The organism is Parapedobacter defluvii (assembly GCF_014642075.1).
Taxonomy (GTDB): Bacteria; Bacteroidota; Bacteroidia; order Sphingobacteriales; family Sphingobacteriaceae; genus Parapedobacter; species Parapedobacter defluvii.
This window is the reverse complement of sequence record NZ_BMIK01000007.1, coordinates 107,632-123,571: the sequence shown is the minus strand read 5'-3', so window position 1 is coordinate 123,571 and position 15,940 is coordinate 107,632. Positions and strand designations below refer to the sequence as shown.

Below are 15,940 nucleotides of genomic sequence, written 5' to 3'. Positions count from 1 at the left end.
CACTTACAATGCGTACATTTGTTACCGAAAATGACTGAACTTGTACGCAAACCGGTGTACATCGTGCTTTTGATCATTACCGGGATCGCGCCATTGAAGGCACAGATCAAGGACATCACAGAATTGAAGGCACGCATTCCAGCACTCCGCGACAGTATGGAGCGGGCAGCGCTTTATGCGCAGTTGGGTATGCTTTATACGAACCGCTCGCTTGACTCGTGCTATTATTTCGGTGCTCGGGCACTGGATTTGGCCAAACGTATCAACGATAAAACGGGTGAAGCCGAAGCACTGAATGTGCTTGCATTTTACTACATGGAGAGAGGTAATCCATACCTAGCCTATAAATATATCAATGAATCCCTGGCCCTGTTTGAACAGTTGGGCAATAAACCAAAGATCTGTGAGGTGACGATGAACATCGGTGTGCTTTTGAGTCAAGAGGGTAAATTGGATCAGACGTTGGCGCAATACGAAAAAGCACGTGATCTCAGTAAAAACCTGGTGCAAGACTCCATCCGGCCGCTGGTGCTCATTAATCTGGCCCAGGCCCAATCGTTCACCCCGAACCCACCCGATGTTACCCCCCTATTGGACGAAGCCGAACAACTGGCCAAAAAACAGGGTAATGAGCGTTTCTTGATAGTTGCCCGGATGGCGCGTAATGTCACCCGCCTACATAGCGGTATACCGCCGGGTGATATCATTCCAGATCAGCACGCCGTTATCGAGGAAACAAAAGCAAATGGATACGAGTATTTTACAGCGTTGGCTTACCTAGAAATGGGGAATATGTACTTACCCATATCCCTAGACAGCGCGTTACGCTACTTCGATATGGCCATCAATCTAGCTGAGACGACGGGCTATAAAGGACTCCATTTCCATGCCATGGCGCAGGCCTATGATGTCTTGACACACATGCAGCCCATACCGCCCCAGGCTGATCTATACAGCCGAAGGCTGCTGGAGCTGTCGAAGGAAAAAGAACTGGAAAATCAAAAGACGGGTATGGATTTCCTCCAGTTGGCGCTTAAGGAACAGGAAGTGGCTGCCGAAGAGGCCAAATTGCAGTCGAGACGTTTGTTAGCGACCTCGATGGTGGTCATTTGCTTACTGGCCAGTGTCGGTTCGATACTGGTATTGCGGCAATACCGTAAGCAACGCAAGTTAGCCTGTTACCTGAAAGACAGCAACGACAAGCTCGAAGCCAAGAACCTGCAATTGGAAGATAACGATACGTTTCATCAGAAATTAATCTCAATTATGTCTCATGATTTGCGGCAGCCCCTGTCATCCATGCTGATGCTGGGTGACGGCGGTATGGTGGAACACATGAGCGATGCCCAACGCCAATATGTGTTTGACCAGATCAGTCTCAGTGCAAAGACAAGCCTGCAGGCGATGGACGGTTTGGTTCATTGGATGAAATTGAATACGATTGGGCTGGCATACACCCCTTCAGTGGTCAGCCTCAGAGACAACATGCTGACAGCCCTTGATTACAATCGTACGGTAGCCGATCAAAAAGGCATCGCGATCATGGACTTCGTGCCCGAATCAATTGAGCTGCTGGCACAGAGCGAAATGCTGCTTTTCATAAACCGCAATATCCTCGGAAACGCCATCCGTCATACCCCTGAATCGGGGCAGATTATTGTGACGGCGAACATGGACCCAGAGGGGAGACAGGCCATTGTGCGTATTTCGGATTCAGGTGGAGGAATTTCTGAAGAGGTGCTTCCTAAGCTCTTCAACAAGGAACGGTCCGAAATGGCGAGCGGAGGCTCCGGTCTAGCGCTGATTGTATGTCGGGAGATGATCGAAAAGATGAACGGCCGCATATGGGCGGCCAATAATCCCGAAGGTGGTGCCAGCTTTTACTATAGCCTGCCGGTTTCTTCACCCTTAGCTGAAAATGCCGCTCCTGACGCGACCACGATTTCCGTATCTCCGTAAGCTTTGGGTTTGCTAAGCCTTGATTTTATACCCTTCAATTGCGTAATAGGCAATAAAGGCAAATAGGGGGATCGGAACGAAAAAACCTGCTGCCATGCCGTATATGTCAGAAACATAGCCCATTATAGGTGGAAATACAGCTCCGCCACCAACAGACATAACTAAAAACGAAGCGCCTTGCTTGGTATGGGTTCCTAGGCTCCTGATGGCCAATGCAAATATGGTTGGAAACATGATGGACATGAAAAAGAAAACACCATAAAGTGCAACGAACGAAACCCATCCCAGTTTTAACGACACGATAGGCAATAGAACGCATATCATCAGTGCATAGAAAGCCAGCATGCGGGGAGGCTTAAAATACCGCATAAGTGCACTGCCTGAAAAGCGGCCCATCATAAATAGGAAAAACCCCAGGGATAAAAAATAGGGACCGTATTGCACATCAAACCTGGGATGCATGTCGTGGTCTGTAACGAAATTAATCAGGTAACTGAAAACACCGGTTTGGGCCGCTACATAACAGGCCTGTGAAGCAACACCCAGTTTAAAATGTCTGTTTTTCCACAACGGTTTTTTGGAAATATAAGCGGGATGCGAAGGATCTGTAATTTCCATGTCGCCCCCGGGTGTAGGAGCTGCACCGTGTGCATGCACTAAATCTTCCTCGTCAATTTTTGGCAGTTTTAACCGGGAGAAAAGAAAGGCAATGGCAAGAACGGATAATCCGATGATCGCAAAAGGGAGAATAATGGAAATCATTTTCTCTCCTTCAACATGACTGCGGTTACCGTAGATCGATAAAGCAATCAACGGACCGACTACCCATGCAAAGCCATTGAAGGACTGGGCGATATTAATTCGCCTTTCAGCGGATTCCGGAGGGCCGAGTTTGGTCGTATAGGGATTGGCTCCCGTTTCCAAAGTCGCCAAGCCGGCACCGATCACCAATAAGCAAAATAAAAAAAGAACAAACGACTGCAACGGTGCTGTTCCCGCAGCGAGTAATGCGCCGATTCCAAAAAGGCTCAATCCGAATATAATGCCCTTTTTATAGCCGTATTTCTTGGTATACAGACCGGCTGGTATGGCTGTACAAAAATAAGCCCCATAGAGAGAGACCTGTATGAAGCTTGACTGCCACTTTTTCAAATGCAATAGTTCCTGGAAGTTCTTGTCAAGCGTGTCCAGTAAGCCGTGTGCGATTCCCCAGGTAAGAAACAGCGTGCTGATTGCCATGAAAGGCATGGTATAGTTCACGCCATCCTTAATGAAAATTGATTTTTTGCTCATAAATATAGGCCCCCATTGAAAATGGAACGCCTAAAATAGAGAAATCCGGTGGATTGGATCAATATTTTTCAATAATTCTTTTTCCATCCTACGCTTACTGACCGCCGTCCCCTTTGACTGCCACTATCTATACCTTGAGAAACCATTTGTTTTTATACAGCACATACATCAAGCACCACTGTACAAGTATATAGGTTAATACCTCCCCGAGCTCGGCAGCGGCCGGCCCGAGGGAAGCAAGCAACCCCCCGAACAAAGCGTTTGCCGTGTAGCCGATATCCACAAAGTGGCTAAGCAGGTAGATGACGATTGAATTGGTACCGATGACTACAAAAAACAGCGTCCAGCGCCGTAATTTCTTCACATCAATGACCCAATAGAAAAGTGCCAGCAGAAGAAAACTGATGCCCCCAACAACGAGTACAAAAGATCCGGTCCATAAATTTTTGTTAAGCGGCCAGAAAAATGACCATACAACACCTAGGATAAGCGCTATGGCTCCGTAGCGCATTAGGTAGTGGACCTTTTTCTCTCCCGATTGGGTTTGATGATTCCTTATTCGCATGCCGGCCAATATCCCCAACAATCCGGTCATCACGGCTGGAATCGTAGAAGCGAAGCCTTCAGGGTCGTGAATACCTTTATACAGTTTTCCCGGCAGGATAAGCTGGTCGATATAGCTGGCAGGGTTGCATTCCATGGTCATTGTTCCCAGCGGGCAGCCGGGAACAGGGAACCAAGACAAAAAGGCCCAATAGATCAGCAGCAAGACAGCTCCTTGGATCAGCAGCTTTAATGCAGAAGGGTTATATAGGTAAAGCAATTGCGCAAACATACCGGCTAGTCCGATCCGTCCCAATACGCTGGCGTAACGCATTTCGGAAAAAGATTTTACCAGTATTCCGTTGTTGTAGACGATACCGAGTAAAACCAAAATAAGACCCCGTTGTATGGCTTTTTTTGCCAGCTTATGCTTAGGCACTCCTTTTTCCATGCGGCTGCCGAACGAAAAGGGAACGGATACTCCGGCCATAAAAATAAAAAGGGGAAAAATACAGTCATATGCGGATAGTCCGTTCCACTCGGGATGATGGAACTGCTGCGAAAGGACGACTAGCCACCCCCAGCCGAATATTTTTGCTCCGATATGGATGAGCTCATCTCCCCCGGTTATCCAAAACATATCGAACCCCCGGAGGGCATCCAAGGACAGAAGCCGTTTGTTTTCCTGTTGCATATTAACGTATACTTACTGCTGCCGAATCAGTGGCCGTGATTAATTGATTGGTTTTTGGTGCAAACTTATCTGAGAAGCATTGCCCCGACAAATATAATACATGTCCGGGTTTTTCAAATTCATCCACTTATTTTCTTTATTTCGTGATTCCTGCCAACAATCCGCCTAGCTTAGCGTAATCTTCTGCTCATCGGAATATTCCTGTTGATTCATCCGCTGCTGCGGTAACCTGAAAAATCTTGTATATTAGCTGTCCGGCCTTCATCGTCCGAAGACTAGGCAACTGACTATCGAGTTGCAACAGTTATAACGTGAATGGCCGTGGCTATATGCCGCTGGAGAATTAAAGACAAAAGCAGGCGATCTAGGTCGTATTTTTCAAAATCATAACAAAAACTATGGAATATTCGATCTATCCGGGGAAGCCTTATCCGTTAGGTGCCACATGGGATGGAAATGGAGTGAATTTTTCCTTATACGCTGAAAATGCAACGGAGGTACAGCTTTGCTTGTTCGATGGTGACGCAGCCGATGCACGTGAAGAATTGATTACGCTCACGGAGCGCACCCACCAAGTGTGGCATGGCTATATTCCCGGGTTAAAACCCGGGCAGCGTTATGGTTACCGGGTACATGGCCCTTTTTTACCCAACGAAGGGCATCGATATAATGCACATAAACTCCTGATCGATCCGTATGCCAAAGCAATAGCGGGCGTAGTCAATGCACACGAGGCCCATTTGGGTTATGAACTTGACCACCCGGATACTGATTTAAGCTTCAGCGAGGTGAATAGTGCACCCTATGTGCCTAAATCTGTGGTGATCGATCCGACATTTGATTGGGAAGGTGATCAGCAACTCGACATTCCCTTTCACAAAACCATTATTTATGAGGCGCATGTTAAGGGATTTACCAAGCTTAACATGGAAATTCCCGAAGCCCTGCGCGGTACCTACGCTGGGTTGGGTCATCCCGCTACGGTGGCTTATCTACAAAAGCTGGGTATCACTGCGATTGAATTGATGCCGGTGCATCAGTTTGTCAACGACCGGCAAACCGAAGGGTTATCCAATTACTGGGGATATAATTCAATCGGTTTTTTTGCGCCCGAGGCACGCTATGCCTCTTCAGGTACAATGGGCCAGCAGGTACAGGAGTTTAAGCAGATGGTGAAGGTGCTTCACGCAGCGGGCATTGAGGTAATTCTGGATGTGGTATACAACCATACGGCTGAGGGTAACCACCTGGGCCCCACATTATGCTTCAAGGGCATCGATAATGCCAACTATTACCGGCTCACCGAGGATCCCCGGTATTACATGGACTATACAGGAACCGGCAATACCCTGAATGCCAATCTGCCCAATGTACTCCGGCTTATCATGGACAGCCTCCGGTATTGGATTACCGAAATGCATGTTGACGGATTCCGGTTTGATTTGGCAGCAACGCTGGCGCGTGAGTTTCACGAGGTAAACCGCTTGAGTGCCTTTTTTGACATTATCCACCAGGATCCGGTGATCTCGCAGGTGAAGCTCATCGCCGAACCCTGGGATTTGGGCGAAGGCGGGTATCAAGTGGGTAATTTTCCGCCGGATTGGGCCGAATGGAACGGTAAATACCGCGATTGTGTGCGCGATTACTGGCGGGGAGCAGACAGTATGCTCTCAGAGTTTGCCGAACGTTTTACGGGAAGTTCGGATTTGTACAGAGATGACTACCGGCGACCTACGGCGAGCATCAACTTTGTGACTGCCCACGATGGTTTTACCCTGCATGACTTGGTGTCTTATAATGAAAAGCATAACGAAGCGAATCAGGAAGACAACAAAGATGGGGAGGATCATAATCGATCGTGGAATTGCGGAGTGGAGGGGCCTACCGAAGATACGGAGGTCAATGCCCTGCGCACACGGCAGAAACGTAATTTTCTGACCACTTTGCTGCTCTCACAGGGAGTGCCCATGTTGGTTGCCGGGGATGAAGCGGGCAGGACGCAGCAGGGAAATAACAATGCGTATTGTCAGGACAATGAGATTTCATGGCTGCATTGGGACCGGATGGACCGGGACCTGCTGTTGTTCACGCAAAAACTCATTGCGCTGCGTATGGCGCATCCGGCATTTTGTCGCAGAAAGTGGTTTACGGGCCAGCCCATCAAGGGAATAGGAGTAGAAGATATCGCTTGGTTCCTACCCGATGGCTGTGAAATGCCGGATGAAAGCTGGGATCATGGTTTCGCGCGTTCTTTAGCTATATTTCTGAGCGGCGAGGGCATCCACTCCATTGGGGAAAAAGGAGAGCAGATCGTGGATGATAACTTTTACCTGATTTTCAATGCTCATTACGAAGGGCTGGAATTTGTGCTTCCCAAAAAAAAGAAATATGGCCGTGTATGGGAGAAAGTGATCGATACGGATCTTGATGGAGGAGACACCCCGAATGAAACCTACACAGCTGGCAGTGGAGTCCAGATAGCCGGCCGGGCGATTCAGGTGTATCGTTGCATCGAGTAGCACAGACCTTCCACCGATTAAAACCGGACCTTGGGCGTATCCACTAAGGAATCGGGATCCATCCGGTCTACTGCAGTATCACTCGGGTTTATCGGATCCCCTATGCTGTCTCTGTGCGAAGAATCCGTACCATGGGGAGGTGTGTGGTTGCATGCAGCCCCTATAATTCCCAGCATCATAAAAATGAGAAGTGTTTTCATCGTTATTCTATTACCCTTGCTATTCGCGATTGACGAATTTATGGAAGGTGCTTGGTTCGCCATCTGCTTTCTCTTCCTGATAGAGGAAATTAAGTTTTTCCGCATCAAATTTATCAAAGAAATCAGACCAGGAAATCTCCTCCAACTGGTCATCACTTTTACTGTTTTCCGGAAAATGGATGCGTAGGACTCCCTCATCGTCGCCACGGCCGGTACCCCGTACCTTGGCAGGTACACCACCCCGTTGTTCTGCCCATTTCCGTATGGTATTGTGGTCGCTGGTTTGTTTGGATGTGCTCATGATATTGAAAATTTGAATCCATTTAGCCAACACCCCGGATTTGAATTTGTTTGAGCTTTTTGGGCAGGGTTATCGCTTCAGTTTGGGAACGCGGGTCGGCGTATCTTTACCCGCCACAATGCTTTTCGCACCGATGGCAATGGCTTTGATGGACGATACAATGTTGTCAATATCCAGTGTTTCGATCTCGTCATCTACAGTATGGTAATAACCGTCCTTATCGATCTGAACCGTGGCAAACGTATGGGCAGGAACTCCCAGTGCTGCCAGTGATGCATTGTCGCTGCGATAGAAAAGGTTTTGTGTGGGATATGGATCGGGATGGAATGTGAAAGCGGTATTTTGAACGTTCTGCTGCATGATTTGCGCCAGATTAGATTGGTTATACCCCGTTACGTACAGTGAATTGGGACCGAATTTTGAATCTTTACCAATCATTTCAATGTTAATCATGGCCACCACACTGTCGGCATGTAGCTGTTTGGAAAAATAATTGGACCCTACCAAGCCGATCTCTTCTGCAGTGAAGGCAACAAAGAGGAGCGAACGTTCATTGTTGTTCAGCCGTTTGTAATAGTTTGCCAAGCTGATTACGGCAGACACACCCGAAGCATCGTCATCCGCGCCATTGGCGATTGAATCCTGCCCCACGGGTTGAAGGATGCCGATGTGGTCGTAGTGGGCCGAGAAGATAACGTACTCCCCGGGTTTTGATTTGCCGGGAAGCATCCCTACGACGTTGAATAACGGAAGTTCTTCAATCTGGTTCGTAAAGCTCACGCGAAATGACTTAGGTGCCTGGTTGGCTAATACATAGACAACCGACGGCGTAGGTTGTGAAGGTTGGCCGGGTTGGTTGATCCTGCCTTGCATCAGGAAGCCACGGTACCGTTCAAACAGAGAAGCAAAACTGGTATCCACCACGACGATGGCATCTTTTCCGCCAACGGATGCATCGCGGAAGCGCTGGGCAAAATCATCGCCGGCCTGGATCTGTATCAGCGATACTCCCGGTTCGTCGTTCCAGTTGATACCAGGGCTATTGCTTGATATAATGACATGTTCAAGGGGAATATCCGCCCCGTCAAATGCAACCTCCCAGGTTGTGGGACGGATACGGGATACATGGAACGTTTGCCGGTAGTCATCCTGCGCATAAGGTTGTAAACCGATTTTATCGAATTCTGTCGCAATGAAATCGGCTGCCCGTTCAATACCGGAAGAAAAGGCGGCCCTACCCTCCATATCATCTGCAGCCAGTGTATTCAATATCCGCTTCACTTCGGCGGTGTCAACAATCCGATCGGATGACTGGCGAACGGTACAGCCCGTCAATAGAAGTACGGCGATCCAGATGCAGTGGTTGAAAACGTTCATGGCTTATCTATTTGTATATGGCCAAACTTAGGTAAAGTTGCTTTTATATACAATACAACAATTTTCATCCTTACATTGTTCCGTTTAGTGAATAAGGCGGAAGCGAGATCGGTAAACCGCGTAAGCGCTCATGAATGCAATTGAAAACAAACCCATCATGAAATATTCGCTGTTATATTCAACGCGAATATATTGCATATAACAGCGAATTTATCTAAGTTTGGATACACAAAAGAGAATAAATTATGAAAGAGATTACGGTTGAAGAACTTAAGGATAAGATCGATAATAACGAAGATTTCCAGTTGATAGATGTTCGTGAAGAGTTTGAATACGAAACTTCCAATATAAACGGTGAGCATATCCCGTTGGCGGATGTTGTTTTGGAGCAGGATAAGATATCCCGGGATAAACCGGTGGTCATTCATTGCCGCAGCGGCAAGCGTAGTGCCCAAGCCATTATGTTGCTGGAACAGGAAGGTTTTGATAATCTGTATAACCTGCAGGGAGGAATACTGGCATGGCGTGATGCGTTTGATCCCGATATGCAGGTTTATTGATTGCTTAGGCAGTCGGCATGAAACTATATTTTCTTTATAATACGCTATTGAATATCAGTCTCATATTGATGTTGTTAGCGGTGGTAGCAGCCTATCAGAGTAGTGATTATCTTGTGCTAGCTATCTCAGTTTTGATCATTTTAATACTAGGCTACCTGAAGTATCGGCTATTGAAGCGGGTGAGACAGCGTTAGGGAAACGAGCTCGTAACCATTTAGAATCGGTATAACAGACACCTGGTCTTGTTGGAGGCAGAATGCGATGTCTTGCGTAATGTGGAGATGTTGCATCCGTTTGCTGTGCGAGGCTTTACTGAGGTATGAGGCTAAATCACCTTGTGCTTCCCGGTAAAGACTTTCTGCGGCATGGGCGGCGTCATCAAGGTCTACGTCTGCTGTTTTGAGGCGATGAACAAGTGCTCCGGCAAATACCGTATCTTCTAGGTTAAAATGGTTTTTCCAGCCTGCACATACAAGCAGAATATGGTGCGGCTGATTTTTAAGCCAATCTGTAAGGACAGTGATATTGAGAAACGATCCAAGCACGACCGCATTCGCACGGGCACATCGTTGGATAGCCCGCGTACCATTGGTGGTGGTCAACACAATCGTTTTTCCGGCTACTTTTTCCCGGGTATACGAAAAAGGAGAGTTGCCGAAATCAAATCCTGCTACGACCTGACCGTCACGCTCTGCAGCCAACAGATGTCCATTGCCCCGGTAGGAAAGACATTCCTCCAATTCTTCCACAGGAATGATGGCCCGTGCTCCGTTTGCCAGTCCATAACACATGGAGGAGGTGGCCCGGAAGATATCGATTACCACCGCAATTGTATCGTCAAGTTCGTAAAATGGGAGCAGTGCGGGGCTCAAACAGACACGGATGCTTTTCGGACTCATCAGGTGGGGTTTGCTTAGGTTACTTGACAAATGGAGGCTTCACTACAACAGCTTTTACGTTACTGTTGCGTATGTCGATGTATATTTCGGTTCCTTCCTTTGCATAGGCGATGGGTACGTATCCCAATCCGATGGATTTCTTGAGGGTCGGGGACTGTGTTCCCGATGTAACGTGCCCGATCGGATGACCATCGGCATCAACAATGGTATATCCATGGCGCGGGATTCCCCGGTCGACCATTTCGAACCCGACCAGTTTGTGTTGCGGGCCGGTCTCTTTTTGTTTTTTTAATCCCTCGGCATTCACAAAGTCTTTGGAAAATTTCGTAACCCAGCCCAAACCGGCTTCCAAGGGAGAAGTGGTGTCGTCGATATCATTTCCGTACAGGCAGAAGCCCATTTCGAGCCGTAGGGTATCACGGGCACCTAAACCGATGGGCTTGATGCCATAGGGTGCTCCTGCCTCAAAAATCGCACCCCACACGGTTTTTGCGTCTTTATTGGCTACGTATACTTCAAATCCGCCTGCTCCGGTGTAGCCCGTGGCAGACACCAGTACATTTTCTACCCCAGCAAACTTACCTTTGGCAAAGGTATAATATTCCATGGTAGGGAGATCGATCTCCGTAAGGCTGGTCAAAGCTTCCGTGGCTTTTGGTCCTTGTACGGCAAGCAGAGACGTTTCGTCCGAAATATTTTTCAACGTAACGCCAAACGTATTGTGCTGGGAAATCCAATCCCAGTCTTTTTGGATGTTTGATGCATTGACCACAAGTAAGTAGGTTTTTTCGTCAATGCGGTAGACCAAAAAATCATCGATTATCCCACCCATTTCATTGGGCATGTAAGCATATTGCACCTTGCCATCGTGGAGCTTCGAGGCATCGTTGGAGCTGATTTTCTGTACCAGATCCAGGGCATGGTCTCCCTTGAGTATAAATTCGCCCATATGGCTCACATCAAATACACCTACGTTATTGCGTACGGTCTCGTGCTCATCGTTGATGCCTGAATATTGAACCGGCATGTTGAAACCCGCAAAAGGAACCATCTTGGCACCCAAGGCCATGTGTAAGTCTGTGAGGGCGGTATGCTTGATCATGTGGCGTTTTTTATTCCGCCGCAAAGCTACTGAAACCTGCATGAATTGCCAATCAAAAAAGAATAAACAACCCGGCACGTTTTAAAACCTGCCAGGTTGGAGCAGACATCACTCGGGTTTACGGTTGAACTGAAGTATTTCATTTACGTTAACTTCCGTGACATAACGTGTTGCACCATCTTTATCCACGTACTGGCGGTTGACCAGTTTGCCTTCAATGGCGATCTCTGAGCCCTTGCTAAGGCTTTTTTGAGCAAACAATGCCTGTTTTCCCCAAAATACGAGGTTATGCCATTGGGTGTCCGTGATCCACTCACCCTGGCTGTTGCGATACCGTTCATTGGTCGCAATGGAAACACGGGCAAAGGTTTTGTTGTTACTGAATGTTTTTACCTCGGGGTCGCTACCTAAAAAGCCGGTGAGACGTACGCTGTTTTTTAATGTGTTCATAATGTGATCATTTAAGTGAGAAACATGCGATTAACGAACGATGGGCTCTTAGGACCATCGACCCTACAAAGATGAGGCGATCAAAACCGATTAGCCGGATAGTAAACGGATATAACCGTTTATAAACGGTTATAGACGATTAGCTTACCCTGGTTGGGCTCACCGATTACCGATGTTTTTCGTACCTTTGGAAAATGGGTGTAGGACAGCCTAAAGGGAAATAAAACTACATGAACGGATAATAAGGAAAAACCATGTCAATCACCAGCGAATCGGAATGGATCGGAATGCAGCGTGTCAGCGAAGTGGTAGCTACTACCTTAAAAGCGATGCGGGAATATGCCAAACCCGGCATGACCACCAAACAATTGGATGACTACGGACAGGAGCTTTTGGCAGCCAAAGGGGCACAATCTGCTCCGACGTTGACGTATGGATTTCCGGGCTGCACCTGTATTAGTCTGAATGGCGAAATTGCACATGGGATTCCCACCGATGACCGTGTCATGGAAGAAGGTGATTTGGTAAATATCGACGTCTCTGCTATGCTTAACGGCTATTGGGCGGACAACGGTGGGTCGTTTGTACTGGGCCGGGATGTCCATGGTCACCAGCGGTTAATCGACGCATCCAAAGACATTTTATGGAAGGCCATCCATCAAATCAAAGGGGGAGTGCGCATTGCAGACATCGGAAGACTGATTGAAACTGAAGCAAAGAAACGTGGATACACGGTCATTAAAAATTTAACGGGTCATGGAGTCGGCAGGAGTTTACACGAAGAACCCAGTGAAATTGCTAATTATTACGATCGGTTCAACCGGAACCGGTTTAGGAAAAATACCGTAATAGCCGTTGAAACATTTATTTCGAACCGTTCTACGCTTGCGCTTACCGCGAAAGATGGATGGACATTGGTCGGAAATAAGGGTGGTTTTGTGGCTCAACACGAGCATACCGTTGTGGTTACCGATGGCAATCCCGCCATCCTGACCCAGAACAATGAAATATGGAATTGATCAGGGGAGGGAATCAGGAGCTGTATGTTATTCAATGAAGTCGTCGGGCAGGCCGCAATCAAGCGGAGCCTCATCAATACGGTAAAAGAAAACCGCGTAAGCCATGCCCAGCTTTTCCTGGGCCCTGGAGGCAGTGGAAGTCTCGCATTGGCGGTAGCCTATGCGCAGTACATCAATTGCGAAAACAGACAACCCGATGATAGCTGCGGCGAATGTGCGTCATGCCGTAAATATAATAAACTCATCCACCCCGACCTGCATTTTTCATACCCTTTCTTTGCCAAACACAAGGAAGATACTGCGGCAACCTATGCAGAAGAATGGCGCAAAGCCTTCTTGGAGAACCCCTACCTCGGTCTTGATTATTGGCGGGGGCAGTTTGATGCCGAAAATAAACAAGCGAATATTAACATTGCCGAGGCACACCACATTATCAAAAAGTTAAGCCTGAAGGCGTTTGAAGCGGAATATAAAGTGCTGATTCTATGGTTGCCGGAATATTTGGATTCACAGGGTAATGCACTATTGAAACTCATTGAAGAGCCACCTGAGAAAACGCTTTTTCTTTTGGTATCGGAAAGCCAGGACCGGATACTCAATACGATCATTTCCCGTACCCAACTTGTCAAAATAAACCGCCTAACGGATGCCGAGGTAGCCGGGTACCTGATGGAAAGACATCAACTGGGTAAACATCAGGCAGAAGAAATTGCCTTCATCAGCGGGGGAAGCATTCAGCAGGCCATTCATTTACTGGGTGAAGATACAAAAGACCATTTTGACTTGATGATCCGATGGCTGCGCCACTGCGTGACCGATTCCGGCTCTTCGCTGATAAAGATCTGCGAAGATGAGTTATCAAAACTGGGACGTGAAAATCAAAAAAGTTTCTTACTTTACACCCTAAATATGATGCGGCAGGTGGTGTTACTGAAGGAAGATATGGGGCAATTGGTTCATCTGCCAAGCGGTGAGCTCGACTTTGTGCAGAAGTTCAGTAAGCACTACCGGATGGAGCAAATTGAAGCGGCAATCCGTCTATTCGAAGAGGCGCATTACCACATTGAGCGGAATGCAAATCCGAAAATATTATTTTTAGACGTATCTTTGCAACTAGTTTTAATTTATAAATATCAAACGTTCCGCCAGTTGGCGGACTCGACATATATCGATCATTATGGGATGTAGCAGTTGCTCATCCGGCGGAGGGTGTGGTACGACACCGGCAGGTTGCCAGAATAATGGTGCCTGCATGACGAGCGGATGTAATAAATTGGATGTATACGATTGGCTGGCCGACATGGACATGCCAACAAACTATAAACCCTTCAACATTGTGGAGGTCAGGTTTAAAGGGTCTCGAAAAGACTTTTTTATCAATCCTGAAAACCTGTACCTTGAAATGGGTGAAATGGTGGCCGTTGAGCCGAATGCAGGTGGCTATGACATTGGCCATATATCAATGACGGGTGAGTTGGTACGTCTGCAACTGAAGAAAAACAACGTGGATGCAGCAAGTGTAACCAAAAAGATCTACCGGAAAGTTACCGATGCAGACATCAAGAAATGGCAGGCTGCCAAAGATCTTGAATGGGAGACCATGCACCGTGCCCGTAAACTGGCGTTGGACCTGGGACTTTCCATGAAGATCAGTGATGTGGATTATCAGGGCGACAAGTCCAAGGCTACGTTTTACTACACCGCCGATGGAAGGGTGGACTTCAGGGAACTGATCAAGCGCATGGCCGAAGCATTCCGTATCCGGATTGAAATGCGGCAGATTGGAATGCGGCAGGAAGCGAGCAGGCTGGGTGGAATCGGTTCGTGTGGACGGGAGCTCTGTTGTTCTACCTGGCTTACCGACTTTAAGACGGTATCAACTTCTGCAGCCCGCTATCAGAACCTTTCACTCAATACCCTGAAACTGGCAGGACAATGCGGAAAACTGAAGTGCTGCCTCAACTATGAGTTGGACAGCTATATGGATGCCCTGAAAGATATTCCCAACAATATCGAACGTATCGAAACGCAGAAAGGAGTTGCTTTTCTCCAAAAAACGGATATCTTCAAGAAATTGATGTGGTTTAGCTATCCGGGAGAGGAAAACTGGATCCCGCTTACGACCGATCGGGTAAAGGAAATTTACCACTTGAATAAGGAGGGTGTGAAGCCCGCAGAAATCGGAGCCGTCATCTTAGAGGCACCGGAGGAAAAGCCTGTCATTTACGATTACGAAAACGTGGTGGGTCAGGATAGCCTCACCCGTTTGGATGACCGGAGTAAGAAGAAGCGTTCGGGTAAAAGCAAACGGAAACCCGATGGAAAAAAAGCAGCCGCAGCCCCACCGCAGGGAAAAGCAGCGGAGCCGGGAATTCCTGCAAAACAACCTGCAACGGAGAAGGAAAATAAGCCTGCTGAAGCGAAAGCACCTAAATCCAAGAAGCGCTTCCGCGGGAACAACCGGAAAGGGAAAGGCGGTGGACAACAGCAAACCGGACAAAATAGTTAATAACCGATGGGCATTAAGTGGACAACCTTACTTGGTATTTTCCTAATGACCTCCGGCGCATTGTCCTGTACGGATACTGCGGTTCTGGATCAGAATGTTGCCATCACCGATCGTGCCTGGCGCTACGAAGATCAACCTCAGCTGACCGCACATATTACCGATATTACCCGGCCGTATAATATCTACCTTAATCTGAGGCACACGCCCGGTTATAAGTACTCCAACGTATTTATCTTGTTGCATCAACGCCTGCCCAACGGGCGTGATACAACCGAAAGGTTTGAATTGGAGCTGGCCGAACCCGATGGTAGGTGGTTGGGCCGCAGCACTGGAAGTGTCTATACGCATCAGCAACTGATCAAGGAAGCTATCCGCCTTCCGGATACGGGAAATTATGTATTTACCCTAGAACAAAATATGCGTGAGAATCCCCTGCTTGAAATCACTGATGTAGGGATCCGCATCGAACCTGCCGAGTAATCCGATAATCTCAATCGATTGATTTTATTTTTTAT

Annotated in this window: 16 protein-coding genes; 8 read left to right on the top strand and 8 right to left on the bottom strand. The window is 47.6% G+C overall.

The annotated features are described in order from the left end of the window. The first annotated feature begins 30 nt into the window (after positions 1-30). The gene (locus IEX60_RS11990; RefSeq protein WP_188750909.1) at positions 31-1,959 is read left to right on the top strand and encodes an ATP-binding protein; all 1,929 of its coding nucleotides are present in this window, start codon (positions 31-33) and stop codon (positions 1,957-1,959) included. Positions 1,960-1,971: 12 nt separating this feature from the next. Here the strand turns inward: IEX60_RS11990 and IEX60_RS11985 are convergent, their stop codons facing one another. Both IEX60_RS11985 and IEX60_RS11980 read right to left on the bottom strand, forming a co-directional pair. Continuing rightward, entirely contained in the window at positions 1,972-3,252 is a 1,281-nt protein-coding gene (locus tag IEX60_RS11985) for a sugar MFS transporter (RefSeq protein WP_188750907.1), read from the bottom strand. 127 nt (positions 3,253-3,379) lie between these two features. After that, entirely contained in the window at positions 3,380-4,489 is a 1,110-nt protein-coding gene (locus IEX60_RS11980) for an acyltransferase family protein (protein WP_188750905.1), read from the bottom strand. Positions 4,490-4,887: 398 nt separating this feature from the next. Here IEX60_RS11980 and glgX point away from each other — a divergent pair, with 398 nt between their 5' ends. Further along, positions 4,888-7,008: a glycogen debranching protein GlgX gene (gene glgX, locus IEX60_RS11975; protein ID WP_188750903.1), complete on the top strand. Its 2,121-nt coding sequence runs from the start codon at positions 4,888-4,890 to the stop codon at positions 7,006-7,008. Positions 7,009-7,025: 17 nt separating this feature from the next. On the opposite strand, the gene IEX60_RS11970 is transcribed toward glgX, so the two are convergent. From IEX60_RS11970 to IEX60_RS11960, 3 genes are all read right to left on the bottom strand, one after another. Next, positions 7,026-7,208, bottom strand: coding sequence for a hypothetical protein (locus IEX60_RS11970; RefSeq protein ID WP_188750901.1), 183 nt, complete (start codon positions 7,206-7,208; stop codon positions 7,026-7,028). 19 nt (positions 7,209-7,227) lie between these two features. Then, positions 7,228-7,509 (bottom strand): hypothetical protein, encoded by a 282-nt coding sequence (locus IEX60_RS11965; RefSeq protein ID WP_188750899.1) that lies wholly within the window; start codon positions 7,507-7,509, stop codon positions 7,228-7,230. Positions 7,510-7,578: 69 nt separating this feature from the next. Continuing rightward, the gene (locus IEX60_RS11960) at positions 7,579-8,886 is read right to left on the bottom strand and encodes a M20/M25/M40 family metallo-hydrolase (RefSeq protein ID WP_188750897.1); all 1,308 of its coding nucleotides are present in this window, start codon (positions 8,884-8,886) and stop codon (positions 7,579-7,581) included. A gap of 245 nt (positions 8,887-9,131) precedes the next feature. Between IEX60_RS11960 and IEX60_RS11955 the strand changes: the two genes are divergently transcribed. Beyond that, complete coding sequence (locus IEX60_RS11955) at positions 9,132-9,446, top strand: rhodanese-like domain-containing protein (RefSeq protein ID WP_188750895.1); 315 nt, start codon at positions 9,132-9,134, stop codon at positions 9,444-9,446. A 17-nt stretch (positions 9,447-9,463) separates the two neighbouring features. After that, positions 9,464-9,640, top strand: a complete 177-nt coding sequence (locus IEX60_RS25145; protein ID WP_353195039.1) for a DUF6358 family protein — start codon at positions 9,464-9,466, stop codon at positions 9,638-9,640. Here IEX60_RS25145 and IEX60_RS11950 read toward each other — a convergent pair. The 3 genes from IEX60_RS11950 to IEX60_RS11940 all read right to left on the bottom strand — a co-directional run bounded on the left by IEX60_RS11950 (position 9,614) and on the right by IEX60_RS11940 (position 11,897). Further along, positions 9,614-10,345 carry a 2-phosphosulfolactate phosphatase gene (locus tag IEX60_RS11950; RefSeq protein WP_188750893.1) on the bottom strand — a complete coding sequence of 244 codons (732 nt, stop codon included), beginning with the start codon at positions 10,343-10,345 and terminating at the stop codon, positions 9,614-9,616. The two genes, IEX60_RS25145 and IEX60_RS11950, sit on opposite strands and share 27 nt — an antisense overlap. Positions 10,346-10,364: 19 nt before the next feature. Beyond that, positions 10,365-11,444, bottom strand: coding sequence for a glycine cleavage system aminomethyltransferase GcvT (gene gcvT, locus IEX60_RS11945; protein ID WP_188751097.1), 1,080 nt, complete (start codon positions 11,442-11,444; stop codon positions 10,365-10,367). A gap of 111 nt (positions 11,445-11,555) precedes the next feature. After that, the gene (locus tag IEX60_RS11940; protein ID WP_188750891.1) at positions 11,556-11,897 is read right to left on the bottom strand and encodes a single-stranded DNA-binding protein; all 342 of its coding nucleotides are present in this window, start codon (positions 11,895-11,897) and stop codon (positions 11,556-11,558) included. 254 nt (positions 11,898-12,151) lie between these two features. On the opposite strand from IEX60_RS11940, the gene map reads away from it, so the two are divergent. From map to IEX60_RS11920, 4 genes are read left to right on the top strand one after another with little or no spacing between them, the layout of a single operon-like run. Further along, on the top strand, positions 12,152-12,916 hold the full coding sequence (gene map / locus IEX60_RS11935; protein ID WP_188750889.1) for a type I methionyl aminopeptidase: 765 nt from the start codon (positions 12,152-12,154) through the stop codon (positions 12,914-12,916). A gap of 24 nt (positions 12,917-12,940) precedes the next feature. After that, positions 12,941-14,104, top strand: a complete 1,164-nt coding sequence (locus IEX60_RS11930) for a DNA polymerase III subunit (protein ID WP_188750887.1) — start codon at positions 12,941-12,943, stop codon at positions 14,102-14,104. Next, complete coding sequence (locus IEX60_RS11925) at positions 14,094-15,425, top strand: PSP1 domain-containing protein (protein WP_188750886.1); 1,332 nt, start codon at positions 14,094-14,096, stop codon at positions 15,423-15,425. Before IEX60_RS11930 ends, IEX60_RS11925 begins: the two co-directional genes overlap by 11 nt. Positions 15,426-15,431: 6 nt before the next feature. Further along, positions 15,432-15,905, top strand: a complete 474-nt coding sequence (locus IEX60_RS11920; protein ID WP_188750883.1) for a gliding motility lipoprotein GldH — start codon at positions 15,432-15,434, stop codon at positions 15,903-15,905. The last annotated feature ends 35 nt before the right edge of the window (positions 15,906-15,940 follow it).